The organism is Amycolatopsis sp. cmx-4-54, from assembly GCF_046548895.1.
GTDB lineage: Bacteria > Actinomycetota > Actinomycetes > Mycobacteriales > Pseudonocardiaceae > Amycolatopsis.
This window is the reverse complement of sequence record NZ_JAEBEJ010000011.1, coordinates 205,905-230,070: the sequence shown is the minus strand read 5'-3', so window position 1 is coordinate 230,070 and position 24,166 is coordinate 205,905. Positions and strand designations below refer to the sequence as shown.

Below are 24,166 nucleotides of genomic sequence, written 5' to 3'. Positions count from 1 at the left end.
GGGGGACGACATGGACAACGTGAGCAAGGTGGACCGGCTCTGGTCGGTCGAAGACGTCTCGGCCTACCTCGGCGTGCCGGTCAAGACGCTCTACCAGTGGAAATGGCTCGGTGAAGGCCCACCAGTCCGCAAGATCGGCCGTCACCTCCGGTACGACCCGACCAAGGTCCGCGCCTGGAGCACAGACGAGGCGGCGGCCTGATGGGACACATTCAAGATCGCTGGTACCGTCCCGCCCGTGACGAGGAGACCGGAAAGGTCATCCTCAACGGGCGGGGCAAGCCCGTGCTCGAAAAGACCGAGTTGCACGGCATCGGCATGCGGTACAAGGTCCGCTACCTCGACCCCGACAACGAAGAGCGCTCGAAGTCTTTCCCGGACAAGCAAAAGAAGCGCGCCGAGAACTTTCTCATCGGTGTGGAGGCAGACAAGCGCGAAGACAAGTACATCGATCCGCGGGCGTCGTTGAAGGTCTTTCGTAAGCAGGGCGAGAACTGGCTCAAGGCCACCTCACCCGACCCGGCCACCCGCGAGATTCTGCGTAGCCGCTTGGAAAGCCAGATCTACCCGACCTTCGGGCATCTGAAGTTCGGCCAGATCAAGCCGTCCACTATCCGTGACTGGGTGGGCGATATGGACGAACGGGGGCTGTCCACGAACTATCAGGTCGTCCTGTTCACCATCGTGGCCGGTGTATTGGACTCAGCGGTGGACGACAGGCTGATTCGAGAGAACCCTTGTCATGCCAAGACGGTTCGTCGACCTGTCGGCGAAAGCCCGCCGGTGATCGTGTGGCCGGAAGATCGAGTGCACACGGTGCGGAAAGGGCTCGCCGAACGGTTCCGAATCGCCGTCCCGCTGGGCTCTGGGCTGGGCCTGCGGCAAGGAGAAATCCTCGGGTACTCCCCGGACGACATCGACCGGGACGCGATGGTCGTGCACGTTCAGCGGCAGATCAAGACCGTCAAAGGCGTGATGATGTTCGCGCCACCCAAGGGCGGCAAGACGCGAACTGTGCCGCTCTCCCCCGCCATGCTCGCCGAGATCGACGACCATCAGGACCGGTTCCCGTCCGTCGCGGTCACGCTGCCCTGGCGGAAGCCGGACGGCGAACCTGTGACGGTCCGGCTCCTGATGACGGGCGAGAACGGACGGCTCTACACCGGAGACCTGTTCACCAAGGTCGTGTGGCAGGGCGCGTTCAGGACGGCTGAGATCGCCTACCGTGGCCGGGCTGACGGCATGCACGCGCTGCGGCACTTCTTCGCCTCGACGCTGCTGTCTCGCGCCGTGTCGATCAAGGAACTCGCCGAGTACCTCGGCCACTCCGATGCCGGGTTCACCCTGCGGACGTACACGCATCTCGTGCCGTCGAGCCACGAGCGGGCTCGGCAGGCGATCGACGCGGTGTTCGGGCGGCCTGGCGCCCATGACGGCCTGGAGGCGGCCTGATCATGAGCAGCCAGCGCCGCCCGAACTACCGGATCAAGATCAAATCAGCCCTTAAGCAGGGCGCGCGCCATGACCATGCGCTGGATCTGGTTGGTGCCTTCGTAGATCTGCGTGATCTTCGCGTCGCGCATCATGCGCTCCACCGGGAAGTCGCGCGTGTAGCCCGCCCCACCGAAGAGCTGCACGGCGTCCGTCGTCACCGACATCGCGATGTCCGACGCGTACGCCTTCGCGGCCGCGGCCATGTAGCCGCCGCGCTTGTCGCCACGCTCGGTCGCCGCGGCGGAGGCGTAGACGAGGTTCCGGGCGGCCTCGATCTTGATGCCCATGTCGGCCAGCATGAACTGAACGCCCTGGAACTCCGAGATCGACTTGCCGAACTGCTTGCGCTCCTTGACGTACGCGATCGACGCGTCGAGCGCGCCCTGCGCGATACCCAGCGCCTGCGCGCCGATGGTCGGGCGGGTGTGGTCGAGGGTGCGCAGCGCGGTCTTCAGGCCGGTGCCGGGCTCGCCGATGATGCGGTCGGCCGGGATGGTGCAGTTCTCGAAGTGGATCTCGCGGGTGGGCGAGCCCTTGATGCCGAGCTTCCGCTCCTTCGAGCCGACGGTGAAGCCGGGGTCGTCCTTGTGCACGACGAACGCGGAGATGCCGTTGGCCTTCTTCTCGGCGTTGGGGTCGGTCACCGCCATCACGGTGTACCAGGACGATTCACCCGCGTTGGTGATCCAGCACTTGGTGCCGTTCAGCACCCAGTGGTCACCGTCGAGCTTCGCGCGGGTGCGCATCGACGCGGTGTCCGAGCCGGCTTCGCGCTCCGAGAGCGCGTACGACGCCGAAGTCTCGCCCGAGGCGATCGACGGCAGGACGAGTTTCTTGAGGTCTTCCGACGCCGAAATGATGATCGGCTGGGTGCCCAGCTTGTTGACCGCCGGAATGAGCGAAGCCGACGCGTCGACGCGCGCGACCTCTTCGATCACGATGCAGGCGCCGATGGCGTCCGCGCCCTGGCCGTCGTAGGCCTCACCGATGTGGACGGCGTTGAAACCCGACTTGACCAGCGCGTTGTACGCCTCGATCGGGTAACGCTCGTCTTCGTCGACCTCGGCCGCATAGGGCTCGATCTCCTTCTCCGCGAGGGCACGCACCGCGGCCCGCAGCTCTTCGTGCTCTTCGGCAAGCTGGTACAGACCCGGGCCGTCAGACACCTTCGTCACCTCTTCTAACCGCGTTTGGGAGTTTGACCGATGTTAGCGCTCGTTCACATTGTGCGACATCGCGAGCGCTTGTGTCTTTGACCGCAAAGTCCGTACGTTCGAGTGATGGAGCTCACCCCGTTCCCCAGGTCGCTCGACTACCCCGAGGTCCCGGTCGGCTCGGTGCTCGCCGGCGCCGCTGCCCGCTGGGGCACCCGCACGGCCTTCGCCCACGGAGACCAGAGCCTCACCTACGCCCAGACGTACAGCGCGGCCTGCCGCTTCGCGAACGCTCTGCGCGCCGAGGGCGTCGGACGAGGCGACGTCGTCGCACTCCACCTGCCGAACTGCCTGGCGTACCCGGTCGCGTACTACGGGACACTGCTCGCCGGGGCCACCTTCAGCCCGGCGAACCCGCTGCTCCCGCCGGACGACCTCGCCTTCCAGCTGGCCGACGCCGGAGCGGTCGCCGCCGTCACCGTCGGCCCCGTCGCCCGGGTGCTCGCTTCGGTCCGTGACCGGACATCGGTCCGGCTGAGCATCGTCGTCCACCCACCCGAGGCCTTGGCTCAGGGAGAGGTCGAGTTCACCGAGTTCTACTCCGCTCACTCCGACGAGCGCCCGGACGTCGAGATCGACATCTACCGTGATCTCGCCCATCTGGCGTACACCGGCGGCACCACCGGTCGCTCGAAGGGCGTGTGCCTGCCGCATCGGAACGTCGTGGTCAACAGCCTCCAGAGTTCCTGCTACCGGCTGGGCGCGATCCCCGCGGTCGACGATTCGGGAGAAGTCATCGTCGACCAGCTCGGCGGCCCGGACGACTGGCCGTCCCGGATCGGCACCGGCGTCGCCCTCAACCTGACGCCGTGGTTCCACGCCATGGGCACCATCGCCGCGCTCAACGTCCCACTGCTCGACGGCGGCACCATCGTCCTGCACGACCGCTTCGACCCGGCCGCGTACGTGGCCGACGCCGAACTGCTGCGGGTCACCACGATCGGCGGGGCACCGGCGCTGTTCGCCGCCTTGCTCGCCTGCCCCGAGTTTCACACAGCCGACCTGTCTTCGGTACTGACCATCGGTTCCGGCGCGGCGCCGATGAACCACGAGATGATCCGTGCCCTGCAGAAACGCTTCCCCGGAGTGATCATCATCGAGGGTTACGGCCTCACCGAGGTCACCATGGGCGCCGTCATCGCGCCGTCGTATCGCTCCGCCACCCGAAAGGTGGGCTCGGTCGGGCTTCCGCTGCCCGACACCGAGATCAAGATCGTTCCGGCCGAAGGCGTCGAAGATCCGTTGCCCGCCGGGGAAAGCGGCGAGGTGTGCCTGCGCGGCCCGCAGGTGATGACCGGCTATCGCAACCGGCCCGAGGAGACCGCGGCCGCGCTTGTCGACGGCTGGCTGCACACCGGCGACATCGGCATCCTCGACGAGGACGGCTATTTGTCCATTGTGGACCGTAAGAAGGACATGCTGCTGTACAAAGGATACAACGTCTTCCCACGCGAACTCGAAGAGCTGCTGATCACCCTGCCCGGCGTCGCCGCGGCGGCCGTCGTCGGCAAACCGGACACCGAGGTCGGCGAGCTACCGGTCGCGTTCGTGGTCCGCAGCGACGAGAACGTCACCGCCGAACAACTCCTGGAGGCCGTCGGCGCTCGCGTCCTGCCGTACAAGCGGCTACGGGCGATCCACTTCGTCGACCAGATCCCGATCTCGGCGGCCGGGAAGGTGCTCAAACGAGAGCTGCGGAAGCAACTCGCCGACTGACCCTCCCGCATTTCGTCCTCTGGATGCGGTGGTTCGATGGCGAACTACCGCATCCAGAGGACGAAATGCGTATCAGCGGCCGCGGAGGTTGCCGATCACCAGCTCCGCGGCCTTGAGCGCCACCGCGCACCGATCATCGCCCCAGTACTCGGACTTGCCGTCGTTGACCTGGGAGTACCGGAACTCCAGCAGTTCGGTGTCCGTGGCGCCGACCTCGACTGTGCACGCCTCGAGCGTCGAGCCGTTGTACTCGAAGACCGGCGGGTTCCCGATCTGTTCGACCGCGGGGAGACCGCTGATCGACAACTCACGCCACCGCGAGAACTTCGACGGATCTCGTTTGTGCTGATCCACCCACTCCTCAAGACTGCCAGTCGCTGCCCGGGGGATCCCAACTATCAACGAGCCCGCGCGGAACTGGTCCCACTTGCAGGCGCGGTCGTATCCGACGGAGTACCGCTCCGCTTTCACCTTGTCCGGCGGATCAGCGATCAGCGCGGCTACCTCCGGTTGATCGAGAACGCTACAAGGGTTCACCTTGAAGGAATCCAAGGGCAGTGGGTTCTGGACTGGCGCGACGGGGACCGCAGGACCCGTCCGCGCCGGGACCGGCCGCTCGTCGAGCACCTTCCCGCTTCCACAACCCGCAAGAAGTGCCGCCGACAAGGTGAGCACACCGGCAAGTCCTACAGCGCGCACGACACTTCCCCTATTCCGGCACGGCATCGGGTTCGATCTTCCACTGCTTCTGATTGTCCATCCCGGTGTTTGTGGGCAGATCAGGAAGCTCGGCAAAATTCGTACCGAGCTGCTCGAAGCCAACCGCAGCACCGACGAACCCGCTCATCTGCTTCGCAGCATCCGCGATCAACTTCACGAAGGATTCAACCAGCGTCCCTAATGCCTCGACGATAGTGTCGATCACATCAGACCACATTATCGCGTTCAAACCCGGCACAACGGTAGCCGCCGCCGCGATCAATGCCTTCACGTCAATGGTCGCGAGTCGCCCGGCACAAATACCCAGGAATTCAATGGCCGCGGCGTACGTGTCGACCACTATCTGCCTTACTTCCACCAGGAAGCCCGACACACCGGCAACCGCCTCTTGCTCCTTCTCCAGAGCATTGGTCACGTTTGACGCGTATGCAGTGAACTGTCCAGCGGCCCGCCCGGACCAAGTTCCCGCCAGGGACTGCACAGCGGCACCTATGTCGCCATGAGCTTCACGCATAGCATTGTTCTTGGCAAACCGGAAGGCCATCTCATCTATCCGAGCAGGATTTCCGAGAAGCCTGTCACGAACGTCGTCGAGCAGCTGAAGAATGTCAGGACGGCCGATAAAGGGAAGGTTCGCGAATTCGCGAATCTTCGCATCCGCCACCTGTGGATACTCCGGCGGAGCGGAAATCGCAGAAGTCACCTTCACTTCCCTCCCTTTTCAAGATCACGCAAACGCTTGAAATACTCGTCATCCTGAGCATCGTAGTAATCGGCCGCCTTGTCCATAGCCTCACCGAGCGCCAGAAGCCGGTCGAAATTCCTCTTGCTTTTATCCTGCATTTCCGTGATCATCTTGGCGAAGGAGCGAGCAATGCCCACCTGATCACCCAGCATTCCGACGTCGTGCGAACCGAGACTCAAGTCGCTCAAGTCATGATCGGCGAAGTCACGCAGGATCCCGCCTGCGTGATAAATCTCCTCGGTCGCTTTACGCAGTGCCTCCGGGTAGACCTCGTAGCCTGAGCCATTGGATCCGAGCGGATCGGAGAGGGTCAACTCTCTCGCCTCCCCGATGCCTCCGTGATCATGGCGTCCCGCCTGGTTGAGGCCGCGCTCTCCGCATCACGGATTGCCCGAAGGACGTGACCGGCCAGGCTGGCGCCCGTCTGCGTCCTCAGCGCGTCCCGATCCAGCTCGATCGACACCAAGGAGCCCGAACCCGCCACGGTGACCGTCCCCAACCCGGCACCGATATTCCTGACCAACGGCAATTTGCGACCGTTCTCAGCGGCTCGTTCTATGGCGGCGACGCGAGCATCGATCTCTTTGGCCAGGTTGTAGAGCCTGTCATAGGTGTTCACCGTTGATCATCCTCCTCGTCGTCCGAGAGGAAATCGACCTCGTCGAAGCTCACCTCGTGATCGGCTTCGTCGCGGGCTGGCCTGCGGTGCGACGTCACGGTCCGATCCGAACGCGGCTGCACAATCGTGTTCTGAGTGAACTCAGTCCGAGCAGCGTGCTGCCCGTGGAACAGCGCGTTCAGCTCCGGAATCGATGCGTCGCTTGCCCCGGTCCTGGCCGCTTGCACGGCCTCCACAATGCTGGCTCCCAGCTTCTGGGCCCGGGTGCCGGTCAGTGCCGCATCTTCGATACGAAGGTCGACCAGGTGCCCATGGCCGGTCACCGTCGCTGTCACTGCTTCATCGGCGGATCGACCGGAGTACCGGGCGGTTGCCAGCTGGCTATCCAGAGCTCCCGCTCTCGCCTGCAAGGCACGCAGGCCATTCGGTGCCGTCATGACGGCATCACAAAGCAAAGCATCGTGCTCCCTCCTCCACCACCGGACGGTTCTGACCGGTAGTGCCCGCATGACACCTTACTGTGACGACCTACACCCGCAAGCAGGTTCCAAACAATCGACGGAAACGGAGCAGATTCAGCCGTCGACGCGTTTGCGCAGTGCGGCGTCCTTGTCGAGCACCAACTGCTCCAGATCCGCCTGGAATCGCGCCATCTTCGCCTGAAGCTCCTCGTCGGACGCCGCGAGGATGCGCACCGCGAGCAGGCCCGCGTTGCGCGCCCCGCCGACGGAGACCGTCGCAACCGGGACGCCCGCGGGCATCTGCACGATCGAGAGCAGTGAGTCCATGCCGTCGAGGTACTTCAGCGGCACCGGGACGCCGATCACCGGCAGCACCGTCGCCGACGCGACCATGCCCGGCAGGTGCGCGGCACCGCCGGCGCCCGCGATGATCACGCGCACACCGCGCGAAGCGGCCGACGTCGCGTAGTCGAGCATCCGCTGCGGAGTGCGGTGCGCCGAGTAGACCCCGACCTCGTATTCGACGCCGAACTCGGCCAGCGCCTGCCCGGCCGCTTCCATCGTCGGCCAGTCCGAATCGCTGCCCATGATCAGGCCAACCTGCGGCGACATTTCCTGCTCCTAGTGGATCTCGTAGCCGTCGAGCCAGACGGCGTGGGAAAGCCAGTGCGCGGCGAGCAGCGCGCGGTCGCGCAGCTCCTCCATCCGTTCGCCGACGAGGTTGACGTGGCCGAGTTTGCGGCCGGGACGTTCGCCCTTGCCGTACAGGTGAACACGGATGTCCGGGTACCGCGCGAACAGGTGGTGCAGCCGCTCGTCGGGCCCCATCGCCGGGGCCTCGGGGGCGCCGAGGACGTTCGCCATCACACAGGCGGGGGCGATCAGGTCGGTCACGCCGAGCGGGTAGTCGAGCACGGCACGCAGGTGCTGCTCGAACTGCGAGGTCTTCGAACCGTCCTGGGTCCAGTGTCCCGAGTTGTGCGGGCGCATGGCGAGTTCGTTGACCAGCAGGCCTTCGTCGGTCTCGAACAGCTCGACGGCGAGCAGGCCGGTCACGTTCAGTGTCGCGGCGATCCGCAGCGCCAGATCCTGCGCCTCTTGCGTGCGCTGACCGCTCAGCCCCGGCGCCGGGGCGAGCACCTCGGTGTTGATCCCGCCGGACTGCACGGTTTCCACCACCGGCCACGCCGCGCCCTGCCCGAACGGCGACCGGGCCACGAGCGCGGACAGTTCGCGCCGCATGACGACCTTTTCCTCGACCAGCAGCGGGGTTCCGGCGTCGAGCAGTTCGGGGACGGTCTCGCGGGCGTGCTGTGCGGTGTCGAGCATCCAGACGCCGCGGCCGTCGTAGCCGCCCTGCGCCGCCTTGAGCACCACCGGCCAGGAGTGCTTGTCACCGAAGGTGAGCACATCGTCCACAGAGGACACTTCGGCGAAGGCGGGGCCGGGGATCTCGAGTCCGGCCATCATCTCGCGCATGACGAGCTTGTTCTGCGCCATCGACAATGCGGCCGGATCGGGCCGGATGGTGACGCCTTCCATCGCGAGCGTCAGCAGATGCTCACCGGGAACGTGTTCGTGGTCGAACGTCAGCACGTCGACCCCGGCGGCGAACGAGCGCAGCGCTTCGAGGTCGGTGTGGTGCCCGTGCACGACCTCGCCCGCGACGAGGCCGGCGGATTCGTTCTCCCCGGCGGCCAGCACGCGCAGGGACTGGCCGAGGGAGATCGCCGCCTGGTGGGTCATCCTGGCCAGCTGTCCGCCGCCAACCATGCCCACGATCGGAAGACCGGTTCGTTTGTCCACTGGCCGAAGTTCCCTTTTCCGCTGAGACCACATTCCATACCGCGTCGTGCAGATTACTTGGCCGCCACCGCCACGACCTGGGCGGACCCGCGTCGCAGCTCCCGCACCGCCAGTCCTGTGATGGCGATCGCAGCCGTGAGGACGTAGACGTTCCCGAGCAGCGACCAGCCCAGCCCCCAGCCGAACTCGGTCTCCCCGCCGTTGGGCACGAACATGATCAGGCCGCTCGCGAACAGCGCCGCGACGCCGGCGGCGGGCACCCACGATCGGCGGATGACGAGCAGGACCAGCAATGGCACCGTCCACACCCAGTGGTGTGACCAGGACACCGGCGAGAGCAGCAACCCGTAGAACGCGGTCACCAGCAGCGCGCCGACCGGGTCGCCGCGGCGGTGCAGGCGCACGACCAGCCAGACGGCGGGTACGGCCAGGACGGCGGCGATCGCGATGGCCACCGCCAGTGACCACGACGCGAGTTCCGAGGCGCGGTTCACCAGTCCGTTGAGTGACTGGTTGAAGATCCAGTGCACGGAGCCGACCCGGCTGGGGTCGGTCGCCGATTCGGTCCAGAACCGGACGGCGTCACCGGGGATCACCGCGAACATCACGGCTTCGAGCCCGGCGAACGTGCCGAGCGCTCGCAGCGCGTCCTTCCAGCGGCCGGTGAACAGCAGATGCGGCACGAAGATCAGCGGCGTCAGCTTGATCGCGGCCGAGATCCCGATCAGCACCCCGGCCCAGCGCGAACCGCGCGCCGACAGGACGAGGACGTCGAGGACGATCAGCGCCATCAGGATGAGGTTGATCTGCCCGAGGAAGATCGTCTTCCAGACCGGCTCCAGCGCCAGCGCGGCCGACGTAGCCAGCGGCAGAACCCACCATCGGGTGATGGGAGCACCGCAGGCGCGGGCGACCACGGAGATCACCACGCTCAGACAGACCACGGAGAGCGCGCCGACGACACCCCAGGTCAGCCCGGCGGGCACGAGCGCGAGCGGCAGGAACAGCGGCGCCGCGGCCGGGGTGTAGGTGAACGGCAGCAGCACCCACGGCGGCAACGTCGTCAGCGCCTCGCGGGTGTAGAGCGGTTCACCCTTCAGCAGCGTGAGAGCGCCGGCTCGGTAGACGGCGCTGTCCGCACCGAGGTGCCATTCGCCGAGCCACGCGACGACGCCCAGCGCGAGCATCGCCAGTGCGAGCGCACCCGCCAGCGCGATCCCGACGCGCCGGGCCTCAGCCGCCGGACGCGACTTCAGCATGCTCGTCGTTGTTCCCCACAGCGGTATCCGCGGAGCCTCGCTTCCGGCGCAGGTACCACCAGCGCCCGGCCAGCGCGACCGCCAGCACCAGCGGCATGAAGATGTACGCGCTGCCGAGGATGTTCTGCCACACCTGCCAGTGGAGCTCGACGTTGCGGCCGTTCGGCAGGATCAGCAGGACACAGCTGATGAAGACGAAGAAGACGGCGAAGGTGCCCAGCCAGCGTTTCCACGCGGTGGCGGGCGTGGTCTTCGGCAGCCGCGAGACCAGCAGGACGACCAGCGGCGCCACCCACACCCAGTGATGGGTCCAGGAGATCGGCGAGATCAGCAGGATCCAGAACGCCGTCACCAGCATCGCGGCGAGCGCCTGACCCTTGCGGTGGAAGCGCAGGACCAGCCAGATCGCCGGGATCGCGAGCAGCGCGCCGATCCCCATCGCCGCTTTGGACGCCCAGGGCGCGAGCTCGGTGAAGCGGTTCATCAGCGCGTTCAGCGATTGGTTGCCCGCCCAGTGCACCGGGCCGATGCGGCCGGTGTCGGGCAGCGTGTAGGTCCAGTACCGGGCCGCGTCGTGCGGGATGATCAGGAACATCAGGCCCTGCATCACGACGAAGGTGACGAGCCCGCGGACGGCGTCCATCCGGCGGCCGGTGATGAACAGATGCCCCAGGAACACGATCGGGGTGAGCTTGACCGCGGCGGCGACGCCGACGAGCACGCCGCCCCAGCGGCTGCCCCTCGCCCCGATGACCAGGATGTCGAGCATCACCAGCGCCATCAGGATGATGTTGATCTGACCGAGGAAGATCGTGCGCCACACCGGTTCGAGGCCGAGGAAGACCAGGAAGAACGCGATCGTCGACCGGGCGGGCGAGGCCCACCAGCGGGGGCCGTCGGTGGAGGGCTTCGGCAGCGCGCCGATGGCGATCCGGACGCACAGCGCCAGCGCGAGCAGCGAAACCGCGGTCAGGAGCCCCCAGGCGACCTGCGTCGGGACGATCGCGAGCGGGATGAACAGCAGCGCGGCGGTCGGCGGGTAGGTGAACGGCAGCAGCGCCCACCACGGTTCCACCGGAAGTGTGTTCGCGTCGTACAGCGGGTCGCCGTTCAACAGCGTCTCGGCACCGGCACGGTAGACCGCGCTGTCCACGCCCAGCACCCATTCGTGCTGCCAGCCCCAGATCCCGAAACCGATCGCGACCAGCGGGATCACCGACAGGATCAGGATCGATCTCGGCCGGACGGACAAGCGGGCGAGCGACTTCCGCAGCGACAGGCGATGCTGCGGTCGGCTCGCCGAAATGTCGCCGTTGGCGTCGGCGGGAACAGTCCGGGTCACGCGAACAGGAAATCATGAACGGGGTCGTCGCACCTCGACTGGGTCGCCCGTGACCTGGAGAACGTCTTACGCTACCCCGCGTCAGGAGCGTGCGAGGGTACCGAGAAGTTCGCACGCGAGGTCGTAGGTCGCCGGGAGCCGGACCGCCGAAATCTGCGGGCGGCCGGTGTCACGCAACTGGGCGTCCACGGAAAGCCGCTCGTTGAGCGCCCTGCGCAGCGCGACGCCGGAAGACGCGAGCCGCACGTCCTTCGGCACGAGAGCACCCGCGACGGACGGCCCGATCGAGGCGACGCTCTCCCCGCCGTCGAACACCTGCCTGAGCGCGTCCGCGACCAGGATCATCCCGGTCAGCCGGGGCCAGCCCGCGACCGAGCTGAAGTCCATCGAGACCACGAGCAGCGTGTGCGCCTCCGCGGCCGGCCGCTCGTCACGGCGGGCCTGGCGGTACAGCTCACTCAGCCGGGTCCTCAGGTAAGCGGCGGTGGGCAACCCGGTGAGGGGTTCGGTGACCTCGGTGTTCACCAGCTGATCGGTCGCGACGTCCGCCCAGGCGAGCGCCGTCACCCGGAGCAACCGGGACGGCGTGGAGTCGACGTCCGGCGCGAGGAAACCGTCCACCGCGTCCGGGTCGGCGAGCACGGCGTGCAACGCCGCGAGGTCCGCGAGCGTTTCGGCGAGCCCCGCGCCCGCGGCGGCCCGTGCCCGGCCCAGTCCCGCGAGGGCGGTCTCCGCCACTTCGGCGGGAGCGACCCGGCCGTTCTTGATCACCGCCGCGCAGACGGCGTCGACCTCGGGGAGGCCCCAGTCACTGGGGAAACGCCAGCCCGCGGCCAGGCTGGCCGTCCGCCAGCGGGCCCGCAGTGCGCGGAGCGTGCGATCTCGTTCGAACCGGTTCCAGGCGGCTTGCCCGTCGGATCCCCCGGACGGCGCACCGGTGGCCGGTACGTCCACTGCCCACCGCCCCTTTCCGTTCCGATCTTTTCGATCTTGCGATCGCTTCACGGTGGGGACGCCGGTCCACGCCGCGCGTGACGGCGTTTTCCAAGGATCTTTCCGAACTCTTCGGTAACCCGGGCCGGGTGAAGCTGTTGCGCTCTCCGGGTCATCGACGGGGCCGCAAGGTGACGTGCGTCGCCCAGTCCGTCACACTGAGCGGGTTCGGGCGTTTAAGACAGTAGACCCGCCGAACCAGCAGATGAAGGAGCCCCGTGTCCACCGTTCCCGCCGATCTCTCCGGTAAGAGTGACGCCGAGCTGATCGCCGAGGTGCGTGACGGGAAGATCGCGTCTTACGGAACCCTTTACGAGCGCCACTCCGGCGCGGCGCACAACCTCGCACGCCAGCTCGCCCGCTCGAGTTCCGAAGCCGACGACCTCGTTTCGGAAGCCTTCGCGAAGGTGCTGGACACGCTGCGCGGCGGCAAAGGCCCCGACGCCGCGTTCCGTGCGTACCTGCTGACCGCGCTCCGGCACACCGCCTACGACAAGACGCGCAAGGACAAACGCGTCGACCTGAACGAGGACATGTCCGACGTCGGCGGTGCCGTCGGCGAGGCGCTGACGGTCCCGTTCTCCGACACCGCCGTCGCCGGGCTCGAGCGCACGCTCGCCGCGAAGGCGTTCGCCCGGCTGCCCGAGCGGTGGCAGGCGGTGCTGTGGCACACCGAGATCGAGGGACAGACGCCGGCCGAGGTCGCGCCGCTGCTGGGCCTGACCGCGAACGGCGTCTCCGCGCTCGCCTACCGCGCCCGTGAAGGGCTGCGGCAGGCCTATCTGCAGGTCCACCTGGCCGAGAACTCCGCCGAACGCTGCCGCGCGAGCGCGGACAAGCTCGGCGCGTGGACCCGCGACGGACTGTCCAAACGCGAACGGACCCAGGTGGAGAACCACCTGGACGAATGCGAGAACTGCCGCGCGCTGGCCGCGGAACTGGCCGACGTCAACACCGGTCTGCGCGGGATCATCGCGCCGATCGTGCTCGGTGGCGCGGCTCTCGGTTACCTGGCGACGACCGGGGCGGGCAAGGCGAGCGCGGTCACCGCGGCCGCGACGGCCGCCGCCGCGGGTTCGAGTTCGGGAGGCGCCGCCGGTGCCGCCGCGGCCGGACCGCGCCAATTCGCCGGAGTGGCCGGATCGGGCGTGGCCATCGTCGCCGCCGTCGCGGTGGCGCTCGCCGCCGGTGGTGGCACACAGGAGATCCCGGCGGCCGCGGCGGCCCCGCCGCCCGCCGTGGCGCCCGCTCCCGAACCGGCCGACCCGCCCGCGGCGCCGCCTGCCGTCCCGCCGGCGCAGCAGCCCGTGCCGCCCGCTCAGCAGGTGCCGCCTCCGGCTCCCGCGCCCACGCCCACTCCCGCGCCGACCCCGACACCGGCCGAGCCGCCCGCGCCTTCACCGGTGACCCCGTCGCCTCCGGTGATGACGGCGTCGACCCCGTCCGGTGGTGTCCAGCTCAAGCCCGGCGATGCGGCCGACCTGCCGATCACCGTGCGCAACGACGGCGGATCGAAGTCCGAGCCCGTGGCGGTCTCGCTGAATCTGCCGAGGGGGGTGAAGGCCGTTCCCGCCGCGGGTGGCGGAGCGGTGGGCGCCACCGGCTTCCGGCAGCAGGCACCCTCCACGATCGCGGTGAGCTGCCCCGGCGGCACCGGCACGGTGACCTGCCGGACCGGTACCGGCCTCGAACCGCGACAGTCCGCGGTGCTGACGTTCCGGTTGCTCGCCGACGAAACGGCCAAGGACGGCAGCGTGGTGACCGGTTCGGTGACGGCGGGCGCGCAGATCAACGTCCGGGTCGAGGTGAAGGTCAAGGTACCGGCGCCGCCCGCCCCCGTGGACGAACTCACCCTCAGCGCCACCAGTGACTGGCTGTCGTTGCTCCCCTGGCACCGCAGCCCGCGGGTGAACGTCAGCGTGACGAACACGGGCAAGTCGACGAAGCCGGTGACGATCACTCTCGATCACCGCATTCTCTACTCGTCGAGTTTCTCTGGCATCCGATGCACTCCGACCGGCGAAGGTGCGTCGTGCACTTCACGTGGTTCGCTGGCTCCGGGGCGCACGGCGAGGTTGACGGTGACGCTGAAGGGCCGCCCGCCCGCCCACATCCCGGTGACGGTGAACGCCACTCTCGGTACTGCCAAGGCGAAGCCGGTCGAGGTCTATCTCGACTGCTGGCACCTCTGGTGTGACGACAACGCGCTGCTTCCGTCGACCACGGTGCCTTCGCTGCCTTCGGTCACCTCGAAGCCTTCGGGCGCTCCGGGCACGACGAAGCCCGGGCGGCCAGGGTGGCCCGTGCCGACGAGAAAGCCTTTGACGTCCGTGACGCCTTCGGCGCCTGCGCAGCGGGAGCCGTCCCAGCCGGTGACGACCACGACCACGAGCGCGCCGCCGCAGCCCGGCAAGACCAAGCCGTCCACACGGCCCAACGGAGTGGTCGACCGCATTTTCCAGTAGCGTCGCCCACATGCGGGGGAAGCATCGCGAACTGCTGCGGTTCGTACTGGTCGGCGGCGCGAGTTTCGTCATCACGATGACGATCACCTACGGGCTCAAGTTCACCGTGCTGACCGACAAACCGGTCACCGCGCTGATCATCGGCGTCCTGGTGGCGACCGTTTTCTCGTACGTCGCGAATCGTGAATGGTCCTTTCGCTCCCGCGGCGGGCGTGAGCGCGCCCACGAAGCGGCGCTCTTCTTCCTGCTCAGCGCGATCGCGCTCGGCCTCAACGCGCTTCCGCAGCTGGTTTCGCGGTACGTGTTCAAGCTGGAGCAGCCCTACGTCGGGCTGCTGACCCAGGAGATCGCCGACTTCGTGAGCGGCGTGATCATCGGCACCCTGCTCGGCACGGCGTTCCGCTGGTGGTCGTTCAAGAAGTGGGTCTTCCCGGAGGCGGACGCGCGGCCGCGGCTGCTGCGGGGCGGCGGGCGGGAGATTTCCGGCATTCCCGACGATTCTGCCGCCTGACCTGCCAAGTGGTAGCAAAGGTCCCTTGCTCCCCCGGGCGTCCGACCACGTGGGTGACGTGTTGCGAAAGCCACTTTCGCAACGTTGAAGGTTACGAAAGTGGCTTTCGCAACACCGGCGGAGGCAGGGCGGGCGGCAGGCTCCCACAGCGTGTCGTCCCTTGGGTCGCGCGAAACCGCTCGTCGCCGAATCGCCCAAAGCGCCCTATATCGCGCTGTCCATCCCCTGCCGACCCGTTCGGCGGGCGTCGCGAATTAGACTGATCTGGTGACCGTGGTCGAATCCGTCCTTTCCAGGACGCCCGAGCCGCTCCGATCCGTGCTGATCAAGTACCGTGAGCTGTTGAAGTTCGCGATCGTGGGCGGCACGACGTTCCTGGTCGACAACGGCGTTTGGTATCTGCTGAAACTCAGCGTGCTGGAGTCGAAGCCGACCACGGCGAAGGCCATCGCGATCATCGTCGCGACGATCGTGTCCTACATCCTCAACCGCGAGTGGTCCTTCCGGACCCGCGGCGGCCGCGAACGGCATCACGAGGCGGCGCTCTTCTTCGTGATCAGTGGCATCGCCGTGGTGGTCAACCTGATCCCGCTGTACACGTCGCGCTACATCTTCGACCTCGAAGTGCCGCACGTGACGCGGTTCGTCCAGGAGCTGGCGGACTTCACCAGCGGGTCGATCATCGGCATGCTGCTGGCGATGTTCTTCCGCTTCTGGGGGTTCAAGAAGTGGGTCTTCCCGGATGAGCTGGGCAAACGCCGCCGGGACAGCGACAAGCCGGACGAAGACGTCATTCCCCTCCGTTAAGTACTTGTCTTGAGACATGTGATTGTCTAGGGTCATCCATGCCAACGTTCCTTCACTGATGACGCCGGCCGGGTTCGTACGGTCGAGCGGGACGAATTCGAGGTGATCGCCAAGCGCGAAGAGGACCGCATCCGGTTCGGATGACGGTTGAGCCTTTTCCCGTCTTGGCGGGGATCCGGGGCTGCTTTCGGGCACTGCTCCGCGTCCCTCGCGTTCCCTCGTTTCTTCCAGTGAACGGATCTCTTTCTTGAGCACCACTCTCGGAGCGCCTCCGCGCGCCCGAAACACCCTTGCCCTCGTCGGGCTCTTCGCCGCCGTGTTCCTGGCGATGCTCGACGCCCAAGTCGTCGCGACCGCGCTGCCGCGCATGGTCGGTGAACTCGGCGGCGCCGCGTCGTTCACCTGGGTCACCACCGCCTACCTGCTGGCGGGCAGTGTCAGCGCGCCGGTCTACGGAAAACTCGGCGACCTCTTCGGCCGCAAGCGCGTCGTGCTCGCCGCGATCGCGCTGTTCGTCCTCGGCTCCCTCGCCTGCGCGCTCGCGCCGACGATGCCGCTGCTGATCGCCGCACGCGTCCTGCAGGGCATCGGCTCCGGCGGCCTGTTCGTCGCCGTCGCCGCGATCATCGGCGAACTGTTCCCGGGACGCGAAGGCGCCCGCTACTTCGCCTGGCTCTCGATCTGCTTCGCCGGGTCCTCGCTCGCGGGTCCTGTCGTCGGCGGTGTCCTGACCGACCTCGCGGGCTGGCGGTCGATCTTCGGCCTCAACGTGCCGATCGGGTTGGCCGCGTTCGGCGTCGTCGCGCGATTCCTGCGCCTCGAACGACGCCGGACGTCCGCACCGTTCGACTTCGCGGGCATCGTCGTCCTGTCCGGCGCGATCGTCGGCCTGACCTTGGCGACGCCGCTGTCGGCGTCGATCGGCGCGGTGCTGCTCGTCGCCTTCCTGCTCATCGAACGCCGGGCGGCCGAACCCGTCATCCCGCTCCGGCTCTTCCGCTCCCGGATGTTCGGCCTCAGCGTGCTGGCCGGCGCCGCCGCCGGATTCGTCTTCCTGGGTTCGGTCAACTACCTGGCGCTCTTCCTGCAGACGGCGGGTGGCGCCGGACCTGCGGAAGCCGGGCTCCTGCTGCTGCCCATGACGCTCGCGGTCGCCGCGTCGTCGATGGTCGCGGGCCGGGTCATCGCCAAGACCGGCGCCTACCGCTGGGCCCCGATCCTCAGCATGACCCTCGGCCTCGCCGCCGCGCTCGCGATGTCCACAATGGACGAATCGACGCCGCTGCCGATCGTCGTCGCCTATCTCGTCGTGTTCGGCGCGGCCGCCGGGCTCAACATGCAGGTGCTCTCCATGGCGGCGCAGCAGAACGCCGCCAGGACCGATCTCGGCGCGGTTTCGGCGACCGTCGGTTTCCTGCGTTCCCTCGGCACCACGGCCGGGCTGACCGTTTTCGGCGCGGTGTTCACGAACGCCTTCACCGACGACAGTCCCGCCGGCTACGCCGCCGCGCTCGATGGCGTGTTCCGGGTGATGGTCCCCGCCTTGGCCGTCGGCCTCGCCGCTTCCCTCTTCCTGCCGCGCGTTCCGCTGCGGCACCACCACTAAGGAGTCTTCCGATGATTCTCGTTCTCGGTTCCACCGGCAAAATCGGCCGCGAACTCGTCCCCGCGCTGCTGGACAGGGGCGCTCGCGTGCGCGCCCTGACGCGCGACCCCGCCCGCGCCCGCGTCCATCCGCGGGCCGAGGTCGCCACCGGCGATCTCGACGCCTTCGATCCCGCCCTGCTCGACGGCGTCGACCGCGTGTTCGTCCTGACCTCCGGACACGGCTCGGACCCGCTCACCCAAGAGCGAGCCGTGCTCAAGGCGGCCGCCGGCGTCTCGCACGTCGTCAAGCTCTCCACCACCGGAGTCCACTTCGGACAGACCGATCGCATCTCCCTCGTGCACGCCGAGGCGGAACGGGCCGTGCGCGAAGCCGGGCCGGACTGGACGATCCTGCGCCCCGGCACGTTCATGGACAACCGGTTCGCGTGGCTGCACGCCGTGCGCGTCGACGGGGTCGTCCGCGTCCCCGAAGGCGACCCGGCGTCCGCGCTGGTGCACGTCCGCGACATCGCCGAAGTCGCCGCGACCGTGCTGACCGGCGATGGGCACGCGGGCAAGACGTACCCGATCACCGGCGGCGAAGCCCTCACGACACGACGGCAGGTCGAGATCCTCGGTGAGGCGCTCGGGCGGCAGCTGATGTACGTCGAAGAGCCCGAAGCCGCTTCGCGAGCCAGGATGCTCGGGTACGGCTGGCCCGCTTCGGCGGTCGATGGGCTCTTCGAGCTCAAACGGCAGTCGGCCGGGAACGAGGAGATCGTGTTCGACACCGTCCGCGAGCTACTCGGGCGGGCGCCACTGACGTTCGCGGACTGGGCTCGGGAACACACCGCTTCTTTCGCCTGACCTGCGGAAAGCGAGCAAGGGACCTTTGCTACCACTTGGCTCCCACCTTGCTCCCGCCGGTCCGTGAAGGCCTCCTTGAGGGACCCTGGGTCCCTCAAGGAGGCCTTCACGGACTTGAGACCCGAACTTGCGCCGAAAGGGTTAAAGACTTGGGGCAGGCCCCGGCGATACGCGATACTCATCAGGCGTTTAATTTTCGCCGGTCCGCTGTCCGGACCACGCGTTGTCCGCCGACCGGCCCTCTCGCTAACGTGCCGCGTCGGGGAGACAGGGGGAACCGTATGAACGAACGCCTTCGCGTGCTCGTGGTCGACGACCATCCGCTGTTCCGGTTCGGGGTCTGCACCCTGCTCGCCGGCGAACCGCTGATCGACGTGGTCGGCGAGGCCGCGAGCGGCGCGCACGCGATCAGCGCGGCGAGCGCCCTCGGCCCCGACGTCGTGGTCATGGACCTGCATCTGCCCGATATCAGCGGCGCCGATGCGACCCGGCACATCGTCACCGAACGGCCGGACGTCGGCGTGCTCATGCTGACGATGGCGGACGAGAGTGAATCCGTTTTCTCGGCGATGCGGGCCGGAGCCCGCGGATATCTGCTGAAGGACGCGGAGCCCGACGAAATCATCCGTGCCGTTCACGCCGTCGCGAGGCGCGAAGCGATCTTCGGGCCCGATATCGCGACGCGCGTTCTCGGCTTCTTCAATCACGCGCAGCCGAGCACGGACACGGTTTTCCCGGAACTCACCGCCCGCGAACGAGAGGTCCTCTCGCTCATCGCGGGCGGGCACAGCAACACCGCCATCGCCAGCACGCTCTGCCTCAGCCCGAAAACCGTGCGGAACCATATTTCGAACGTCTTCAGCAAGCTCCACGTCGCGGACCGCGCCGAAGCGATCGTGCTCGCTCGCGAAGCGGGGTTGGGCCGCTGAAAAAGCGACCCCGATTAGGGCGGCTTTTCGGGCAATTTCGGGACCGGAGTCCCATGCGCTCGGGACACCTCACCCGGCAGGGTGAGTAGCGCGAGGGGTGGGACCCTCGCACCGTTCGAGGGGAATGGGAATCACATGTTCGAACCGAACAGGACACCGGTGGTCGTCCGCGCCACCGATCCGATTTTGCACAACGGCGTCTGCATGACGCTCCGCTCCCGTGACGATGTCTGGCTGGTGGACGGGGAGACCGCCGACCCGACCATGGTGGCCCTGCTGGTCACCGATCGCCTCGACGAGGCGATGACGCAACTGCTGTCCGCACTCCACCACCAAGGATTCACCCGCATCGTGCTCGTCGCGGGTGAAGTCGACGACAACGAGATCCTCAGCGCGATCGAACACGGCGTCTGCGCGGTCGCCCGCCGTTCCGAGGCGGGCGCCGACGTCCTGGTCCGGCTGGTCAAGGCGGCCGCGGCCGGGGAAGGCGCGCTGCCGCCCGACCTGCTCGGCAGGCTGCTGCACCGGGTCTCGCGGCTGCAACGCCAGGTGCTGCAGCCGCGCGGCCTGCACTTCGGTGGCATGAGCAACCGGGAGACCGAGGTGCTCAAGCTGGTCGCGTCGGGGTTCTCGACGCAGGAGATCGCCGACCAGCTCTGCTATTCGCAGCGCACGGTGAAGAGCATCCTGCACGACGTGACCAACCGGTTCCAGCTCCGGAACCGCTCGCACGCGGTGGCTTACGCACTGCGTGAGGGATTGATCTGACCCCGTGATCAGCCAGGTCGACGAGGAGTTGTGCCTGCTCATCGCGCCCCATCTGCCGGAGGGGACGGTGGTCCGGCTGGATCCGCCGAAACCCACCTGGCAGACCGAGACGCGGGTCTCGAGCGTCGATCTGTTCCTCTTCGCCCTGCACGGCGCCGGTCCGGGAACCGGCGCCGTGCGGGCGGAGCGGTGCGAACTGTCCTATTTGGTCACGGCGCAGGCGGACAAGGTCCGGGACGAGCACACCCTGCTCGACCGTTCGCTGCGGGCCCTGCTCCGGACGGAGTTCCTCACGGTCGGCGAGCAGCCGCTGCGGATGACGGTCGGGCGGACCGATCCGACCGGGTTGTGGGTCAGCCTCGGCCTGCCGGCCAGGGCGGCGTTCGTCGTCACGGTCACGGCGGAGTACCGAGACTGAGCACCGAGGACCGCCGCAGGACCACCCCGCCGATGGACGACAGCTGTCCGCCGAACGACTCGCACCATTCGGCGGCCGTCTCGGGCGGACCGCATTCGCCTGCCCGTTTGGCCCACCCGGCGCGGACTTCGAGGCGATAGCCGAGGATGCCGGTCAGGGTCAGCCCGTTCCGGCTGGCGCCCACCCCGCACATGCCCCGGTAGAGCCGGGCGTCCGGCGGCCGGAATTCGGCGCTCTGCTGGACGAACCGGTGTCCCGCCGCCCCGGTCACGGTCGCGACCGGCGTGTCGATCCCGCTGACGAACAAGCCCTTCGACAGCAGGTCCAACGCTTCCGCCTCCATCCGCTCCACCACACCGGGCGGACGGTGGCGCGCGTACAGCGCGCCTTCGAAGGACAACTCCACGGTGACCGCCACCTTGCCGATCTCCAGGGTCGCCGCGGCCACCGGAGTCACCGGTGGGTGGTAGCGGAACGCCGTCGCACGCACCCCCCGACGGTAAGTCGGCGCACTTCCACGGCACTGCCCGATCGGGAGATACTTGGGGAAGGCTTAGCGCGGGACCCGCTCGGCAGGCCAGCGCACCTCGGCCACATCGCCCGGCCGCGGCACCTTCAGGAAGAGACTGAACACCGCGGGCTGCTTGCTCGACAGCTCCAGCCGTCCACCGTCGGCCTCGATGAGCGCGCGGGCGAGCGCGAGCCCGACGCCGGTCGACCCGCCGCCGGAGAAGCCGCGTTCGAAGATATGCGGCGCGAGCTCGTCGGGCACCCCCGATCCGGTGTCGGCGACCTCGATGACGACGGTGCCTTCCGTGTCGCCGCGCCGGGCGGCGAGCGTGACCGTTCCCGCGCCGTGGCGCAACGCGTTGTCGAGCAGGACGCCGACGACCTCACGCAACCGGCCCGGCGTCGCCCGCGCCCTGAGCCCATCGGTGACGCGGATCCGCAGATGCCTGCCTTCGGCGCGAAGCAGCTGTCGCCACTCTTCGGAGACTTCGGGAAGCACTTCCACCAGGTTCACCGGTTCCGCGCCGACCTCGCGCGCCGCCCGCGCGGCGGCCAGCAGCTCGTCGAGGGCCTCGGCGAGCCGGTCGGCCTGCTCCTGAGCGGCCTTCGCCTCGTCGACGACGTCCTGGTCGGGGTGGATGGTGAGCGGTTCGAGCCGCAGCTGCAACGCGGTCAGCCTGCTCCGCAGCTGGTGGGAGACGTCGCCGACGAGCTGTCGTTCCCGCTGGACGAGCTGCGCGAGCGCCGAACCGGACGCGTCGAGCGCCTCGGCGACCATGTCGAGCTCGCCGACGCCGTAGCGCTTGGGATCCGGCCGGAAGTCGCCGCCGCCGAGTTTGACCGCGCGATCCGCGACGTGTCTCAGCGGTTTCGCGAGCCTTCGCGCGGTCACCGTCGCGACCACCGTGCCGGTGCCCACCGACAGCACGACCAGCAGCACCACCAGCAGGGTGACCTGCGTCTGGCGGGTGCGCATCGGCCCGGCGGGCACGGCCAGTTCGACTTCGCCGTGCAACGCGATCGGTGCCTTCTCGGACACCACGTCGGAGCCCGGGTCCGAGCCGTACCGCTTCTCGATCTGCCCCTGGGCGCGGACGGTCAGCAACCCGCCCGGCGGCACACCCACCCGGACCAGGTCGAGATTGATCGGCTGGCCGACGGCGATCTCGTTGTCCAGTGTCGCCGCGATCCCGCGCGCCGAGGAGGCCAGATTCTCCCGGTTGAGGTTCTCGACCAGCTGCCACGCGGTGATCCCCAGCGGGATGCCCAGCACCGCCGCGGTGACCGCGACGGCGAGCAGGATCGCCAGGAGGATGCGTCGGCGCATGCTATTCCGCGTTGAAGCGGAAGCCGACGCCGCGGACCGTGGCGATCCGCCGTTCGCCGTCGCCGTTCCCGCCGGGTTTGCCCGCCCTGCCCGCGGCTTCGTCGGCCGCGATCGCGAGCTTCCGCCTGAGCCAGGACATGTGCATGTCGAGGGTCTTCGAGGTCTTCGATTCGAGGTCGTTCCACACCTCGGCGAGGATCTCGTCGCGGCTGACCACCTGGCCCGCGCGGCTCATCAGCACGCGAAGCAGCTCGAATTCCTTGTTCGCCAGCTGCACCTCGTGCAGGTCCACGGTGACCATCCGGGCGCCGAGGTCCATCCGCACTCCCCCGGCTTCGAGCACGTCGGGGGCCCGGCGGCGGAGCAACGCCCGAATGCGGGCCAGCAGTTCGGCCAGCCGGAACGGCTTGGCGACGTAGTCGTCGGCGCCGGCGTCGAGCCCGACCACGAAATCGACCTCGTCGGTGCGCGCGGTGAGCATCAGCACGGGTACCTCGGTACCGCTGGCGCGCAGGCGGCGGCACACTTCGAGCCCGTCCATCCCGGGCAGGCCGAGATCGAGGACCAGCAGGTCCACCCGGTCGCTCTCGGTCGCGTCGAGGGCGGCGGGACCATCACCGACGACCCGCACGTCATACCCCTCCCGCTGGAGTGCGCGGGAAAGCGGATCGGCGATGGCCGGGTCGTCCTCGGCGAGTAACACCATGCTCACCTGGCCAACTCTACGACTGCCGGGCGTGAAACCATCGTCACCGTGCCTGGCTACGAGAATGATCTGGAACTCGCCACCCGGCTGGCCGACGCCGCCGACGCCATCACCACCGCCCGGTTCCGCGCGCTCGACCTCGCGGTGGAACGCAAACCCGACCGGACGCCGGTCACCGACGCGGACACCGCCGTCGAGGACGCCATCCGCGCGATCCTCGCCGCGGACCGGCCGGACGACGCGGTACTCGGCGAGGAACGCGGCGGCACCGCGGCGACCGGCCGCGCCTGGGTGCTCGACCCGATCGACGGGACCAAGAACTTCCTGCGCGGTGTCCCGGTCTGGGCGACGCTGATCGCGCTGGTCGAAAATGGCACGCCGGTGGTGGGCATGATCAGCGCGCCGCTGCTCGGCCGCCGCTGGTGGGCCGCCGCCGGCGACGGTGCCTGGATGAGCGACTCCGCCGGGGAACGCCGCATCTCGGTGTCGAAGGTCGCGTCGCTCGAAGACGCGTATCTGTCCACAACGGACTTGAACTCGTGGGTGGAGTACCACTCCCGCGAGAAGTACCTCGATCTGGTCAACGCGTGCTGGGAAAGCCGCGCGTTCGGCGATTTCTGGCACCACTGTCTGGTCGCCGAGGGCGCGCTCGACGTCACCGCGGAATGCGTCGTGAATCCGTGGGACGTCGCCGCGGCCCAGGTGCTGATCACCGAAGCCGGTGGCCGGTTCAGCGACCTGAACGGCGAAGCGCGCTACGACAACGGCTCGGCGCTTTCGACGAACGGTCTGCTGCACGACGAGGTCTTGGCGATCCTGAAGCGCTGAACGCGCGTGAAGGCCATGGGCGGCGGGGGCAGGTTGCGAAAGCCACTTTCGCAACGTTGAAGGTTGCGAAAGTG

Annotated in this window: 26 protein-coding genes; 12 read left to right on the top strand and 14 right to left on the bottom strand. The window is 68.1% G+C overall.

The genetic code is table 11. From position 1 onward, the window contains the following. The first annotated feature begins 10 nt into the window (after window positions 1-10). Both ACLJQ7_RS32170 and ACLJQ7_RS32165 read left to right on the top strand, forming a co-directional pair. Window positions 11-202 (top strand): helix-turn-helix transcriptional regulator, encoded by a 192-nt coding sequence (locus ACLJQ7_RS32170; protein WP_044854561.1) that lies wholly within the window; start codon window positions 11-13, stop codon window positions 200-202. Further along, complete coding sequence (locus ACLJQ7_RS32165; protein WP_410651904.1) at window positions 202-1,452, top strand: tyrosine-type recombinase/integrase; 1,251 nt, start codon at window positions 202-204, stop codon at window positions 1,450-1,452. The genes ACLJQ7_RS32170 and ACLJQ7_RS32165 overlap by 1 nt, the downstream gene beginning before the upstream one ends. 44 nt (window positions 1,453-1,496) lie before the next feature. Here ACLJQ7_RS32165 and ACLJQ7_RS32160 read toward each other — a convergent pair whose 3' ends face one another. After that, window positions 1,497-2,669, bottom strand: coding sequence for an acyl-CoA dehydrogenase family protein (locus ACLJQ7_RS32160; RefSeq protein WP_410651903.1), 1,173 nt, complete (start codon window positions 2,667-2,669; stop codon window positions 1,497-1,499). Between the two features lie 105 nt (window positions 2,670-2,774). Here ACLJQ7_RS32160 and ACLJQ7_RS32155 point away from each other — a divergent pair, with 105 nt between their 5' ends. Then, window positions 2,775-4,424: a class I adenylate-forming enzyme family protein gene (locus tag ACLJQ7_RS32155; RefSeq protein WP_410651902.1), complete on the top strand. Its 1,650-nt coding sequence runs from the start codon at window positions 2,775-2,777 to the stop codon at window positions 4,422-4,424. Between the two features lie 72 nt (window positions 4,425-4,496). On the opposite strand, the gene ACLJQ7_RS32150 is transcribed toward ACLJQ7_RS32155, so the two are convergent. From ACLJQ7_RS32150 to ACLJQ7_RS32105, 10 genes are all read right to left on the bottom strand, one after another. Further along, a complete protein-coding gene (locus ACLJQ7_RS32150) occupies window positions 4,497-5,150 on the bottom strand; it encodes a DUF3558 domain-containing protein (RefSeq protein WP_410651901.1) in 654 nt (217 codons plus the stop codon). Beyond that, window positions 5,134-5,847 (bottom strand): WXG100 family type VII secretion target, encoded by a 714-nt coding sequence (locus ACLJQ7_RS32145; protein WP_410651900.1) that lies wholly within the window; start codon window positions 5,845-5,847, stop codon window positions 5,134-5,136. Before ACLJQ7_RS32145 ends, ACLJQ7_RS32150 begins: the two co-directional genes overlap by 17 nt. A gap of 2 nt (window positions 5,848-5,849) precedes the next feature. Beyond that, window positions 5,850-6,203, bottom strand: a complete 354-nt coding sequence (locus tag ACLJQ7_RS32140) for a hypothetical protein (RefSeq protein ID WP_410651899.1) — start codon at window positions 6,201-6,203, stop codon at window positions 5,850-5,852. Further along, window positions 6,200-6,508: a YbaB/EbfC family nucleoid-associated protein gene (locus ACLJQ7_RS32135; protein WP_410651898.1), complete on the bottom strand. Its 309-nt coding sequence runs from the start codon at window positions 6,506-6,508 to the stop codon at window positions 6,200-6,202. The genes ACLJQ7_RS32140 and ACLJQ7_RS32135 overlap by 4 nt, the downstream gene beginning before the upstream one ends. After that, window positions 6,505-6,945 (bottom strand): YbaB/EbfC family nucleoid-associated protein, encoded by a 441-nt coding sequence (locus ACLJQ7_RS32130; RefSeq protein ID WP_410651897.1) that lies wholly within the window; start codon window positions 6,943-6,945, stop codon window positions 6,505-6,507. The genes ACLJQ7_RS32135 and ACLJQ7_RS32130 overlap by 4 nt, the downstream gene beginning before the upstream one ends. Window positions 6,946-7,083: 138 nt before the next feature. After that, the gene (gene purE / locus ACLJQ7_RS32125) at window positions 7,084-7,581 is read right to left on the bottom strand and encodes a 5-(carboxyamino)imidazole ribonucleotide mutase (protein WP_410651896.1); all 498 of its coding nucleotides are present in this window, start codon (window positions 7,579-7,581) and stop codon (window positions 7,084-7,086) included. 9 nt (window positions 7,582-7,590) lie between these two features. Beyond that, the gene (locus tag ACLJQ7_RS32120) at window positions 7,591-8,775 is read right to left on the bottom strand and encodes a 5-(carboxyamino)imidazole ribonucleotide synthase (protein ID WP_410651895.1); all 1,185 of its coding nucleotides are present in this window, start codon (window positions 8,773-8,775) and stop codon (window positions 7,591-7,593) included. A gap of 53 nt (window positions 8,776-8,828) precedes the next feature. After that, window positions 8,829-10,034, bottom strand: a complete 1,206-nt coding sequence (locus ACLJQ7_RS32115) for a glycosyltransferase 87 family protein (protein ID WP_410651894.1) — start codon at window positions 10,032-10,034, stop codon at window positions 8,829-8,831. Further along, a complete protein-coding gene (locus ACLJQ7_RS32110) occupies window positions 10,009-11,376 on the bottom strand; it encodes a glycosyltransferase 87 family protein (RefSeq protein WP_410651893.1) in 1,368 nt (455 codons plus the stop codon). The genes ACLJQ7_RS32115 and ACLJQ7_RS32110 overlap by 26 nt, the downstream gene beginning before the upstream one ends. 81 nt (window positions 11,377-11,457) lie before the next feature. After that, complete coding sequence (locus ACLJQ7_RS32105) at window positions 11,458-12,330, bottom strand: GGDEF domain-containing protein (RefSeq protein WP_410651892.1); 873 nt, start codon at window positions 12,328-12,330, stop codon at window positions 11,458-11,460. A 257-nt stretch (window positions 12,331-12,587) separates the two neighbouring features. Between ACLJQ7_RS32105 and ACLJQ7_RS32100 the strand changes: the two genes are divergently transcribed. The 8 genes from ACLJQ7_RS32100 (at window position 12,588) to ACLJQ7_RS32065 (ending at window position 20,721) form a co-directional block, all read left to right on the top strand. After that, window positions 12,588-14,834, top strand: coding sequence for a sigma-70 family RNA polymerase sigma factor (locus tag ACLJQ7_RS32100; protein WP_410651891.1), 2,247 nt, complete (start codon window positions 12,588-12,590; stop codon window positions 14,832-14,834). A gap of 10 nt (window positions 14,835-14,844) precedes the next feature. Further along, window positions 14,845-15,345, top strand: a complete 501-nt coding sequence (locus tag ACLJQ7_RS32095) for a GtrA family protein (protein WP_410651890.1) — start codon at window positions 14,845-14,847, stop codon at window positions 15,343-15,345. A gap of 267 nt (window positions 15,346-15,612) precedes the next feature. Continuing rightward, entirely contained in the window at window positions 15,613-16,152 is a 540-nt protein-coding gene (locus ACLJQ7_RS32090; protein ID WP_410651889.1) for a GtrA family protein, read from the top strand. Between the two features lie 247 nt (window positions 16,153-16,399). Then, window positions 16,400-17,758: an MFS transporter gene (locus ACLJQ7_RS32085; RefSeq protein WP_410651888.1), complete on the top strand. Its 1,359-nt coding sequence runs from the start codon at window positions 16,400-16,402 to the stop codon at window positions 17,756-17,758. A gap of 11 nt (window positions 17,759-17,769) precedes the next feature. Next, complete coding sequence (locus ACLJQ7_RS32080) at window positions 17,770-18,606, top strand: NAD(P)H-binding protein (RefSeq protein ID WP_410651887.1); 837 nt, start codon at window positions 17,770-17,772, stop codon at window positions 18,604-18,606. Between the two features lie 281 nt (window positions 18,607-18,887). Then, the gene (locus ACLJQ7_RS32075; protein ID WP_410651886.1) at window positions 18,888-19,535 is read left to right on the top strand and encodes a response regulator; all 648 of its coding nucleotides are present in this window, start codon (window positions 18,888-18,890) and stop codon (window positions 19,533-19,535) included. Between the two features lie 135 nt (window positions 19,536-19,670). Next, window positions 19,671-20,303 (top strand): LuxR C-terminal-related transcriptional regulator, encoded by a 633-nt coding sequence (locus ACLJQ7_RS32070; RefSeq protein WP_410651885.1) that lies wholly within the window; start codon window positions 19,671-19,673, stop codon window positions 20,301-20,303. 4 nt (window positions 20,304-20,307) lie between these two features. After that, entirely contained in the window at window positions 20,308-20,721 is a 414-nt protein-coding gene (locus ACLJQ7_RS32065; RefSeq protein WP_410651884.1) for a hypothetical protein, read from the top strand. Here ACLJQ7_RS32065 and ACLJQ7_RS32060 read toward each other — a convergent pair. From ACLJQ7_RS32060 to ACLJQ7_RS32050, 3 genes are all read right to left on the bottom strand, one after another. Then, entirely contained in the window at window positions 20,699-21,211 is a 513-nt protein-coding gene (locus tag ACLJQ7_RS32060; RefSeq protein WP_410651883.1) for a hypothetical protein, read from the bottom strand. The two genes, ACLJQ7_RS32065 and ACLJQ7_RS32060, sit on opposite strands and share 23 nt — an antisense overlap. A gap of 63 nt (window positions 21,212-21,274) precedes the next feature. Next, window positions 21,275-22,558, bottom strand: a complete 1,284-nt coding sequence (locus tag ACLJQ7_RS32055; protein ID WP_410651882.1) for an ATP-binding protein — start codon at window positions 22,556-22,558, stop codon at window positions 21,275-21,277. 1 nt (window position 22,559) lies between these two features. Beyond that, on the bottom strand, window positions 22,560-23,264 hold the full coding sequence (locus tag ACLJQ7_RS32050) for a response regulator transcription factor (protein WP_034304815.1): 705 nt from the start codon (window positions 23,262-23,264) through the stop codon (window positions 22,560-22,562). A 39-nt stretch (window positions 23,265-23,303) separates the two neighbouring features. On the opposite strand from ACLJQ7_RS32050, the gene hisN reads away from it, so the two are divergent. Continuing rightward, window positions 23,304-24,092, top strand: a complete 789-nt coding sequence (gene hisN / locus ACLJQ7_RS32045) for a histidinol-phosphatase (protein ID WP_410652023.1) — start codon at window positions 23,304-23,306, stop codon at window positions 24,090-24,092. Window positions 24,093-24,166: the final 74 nt, after the last annotated feature.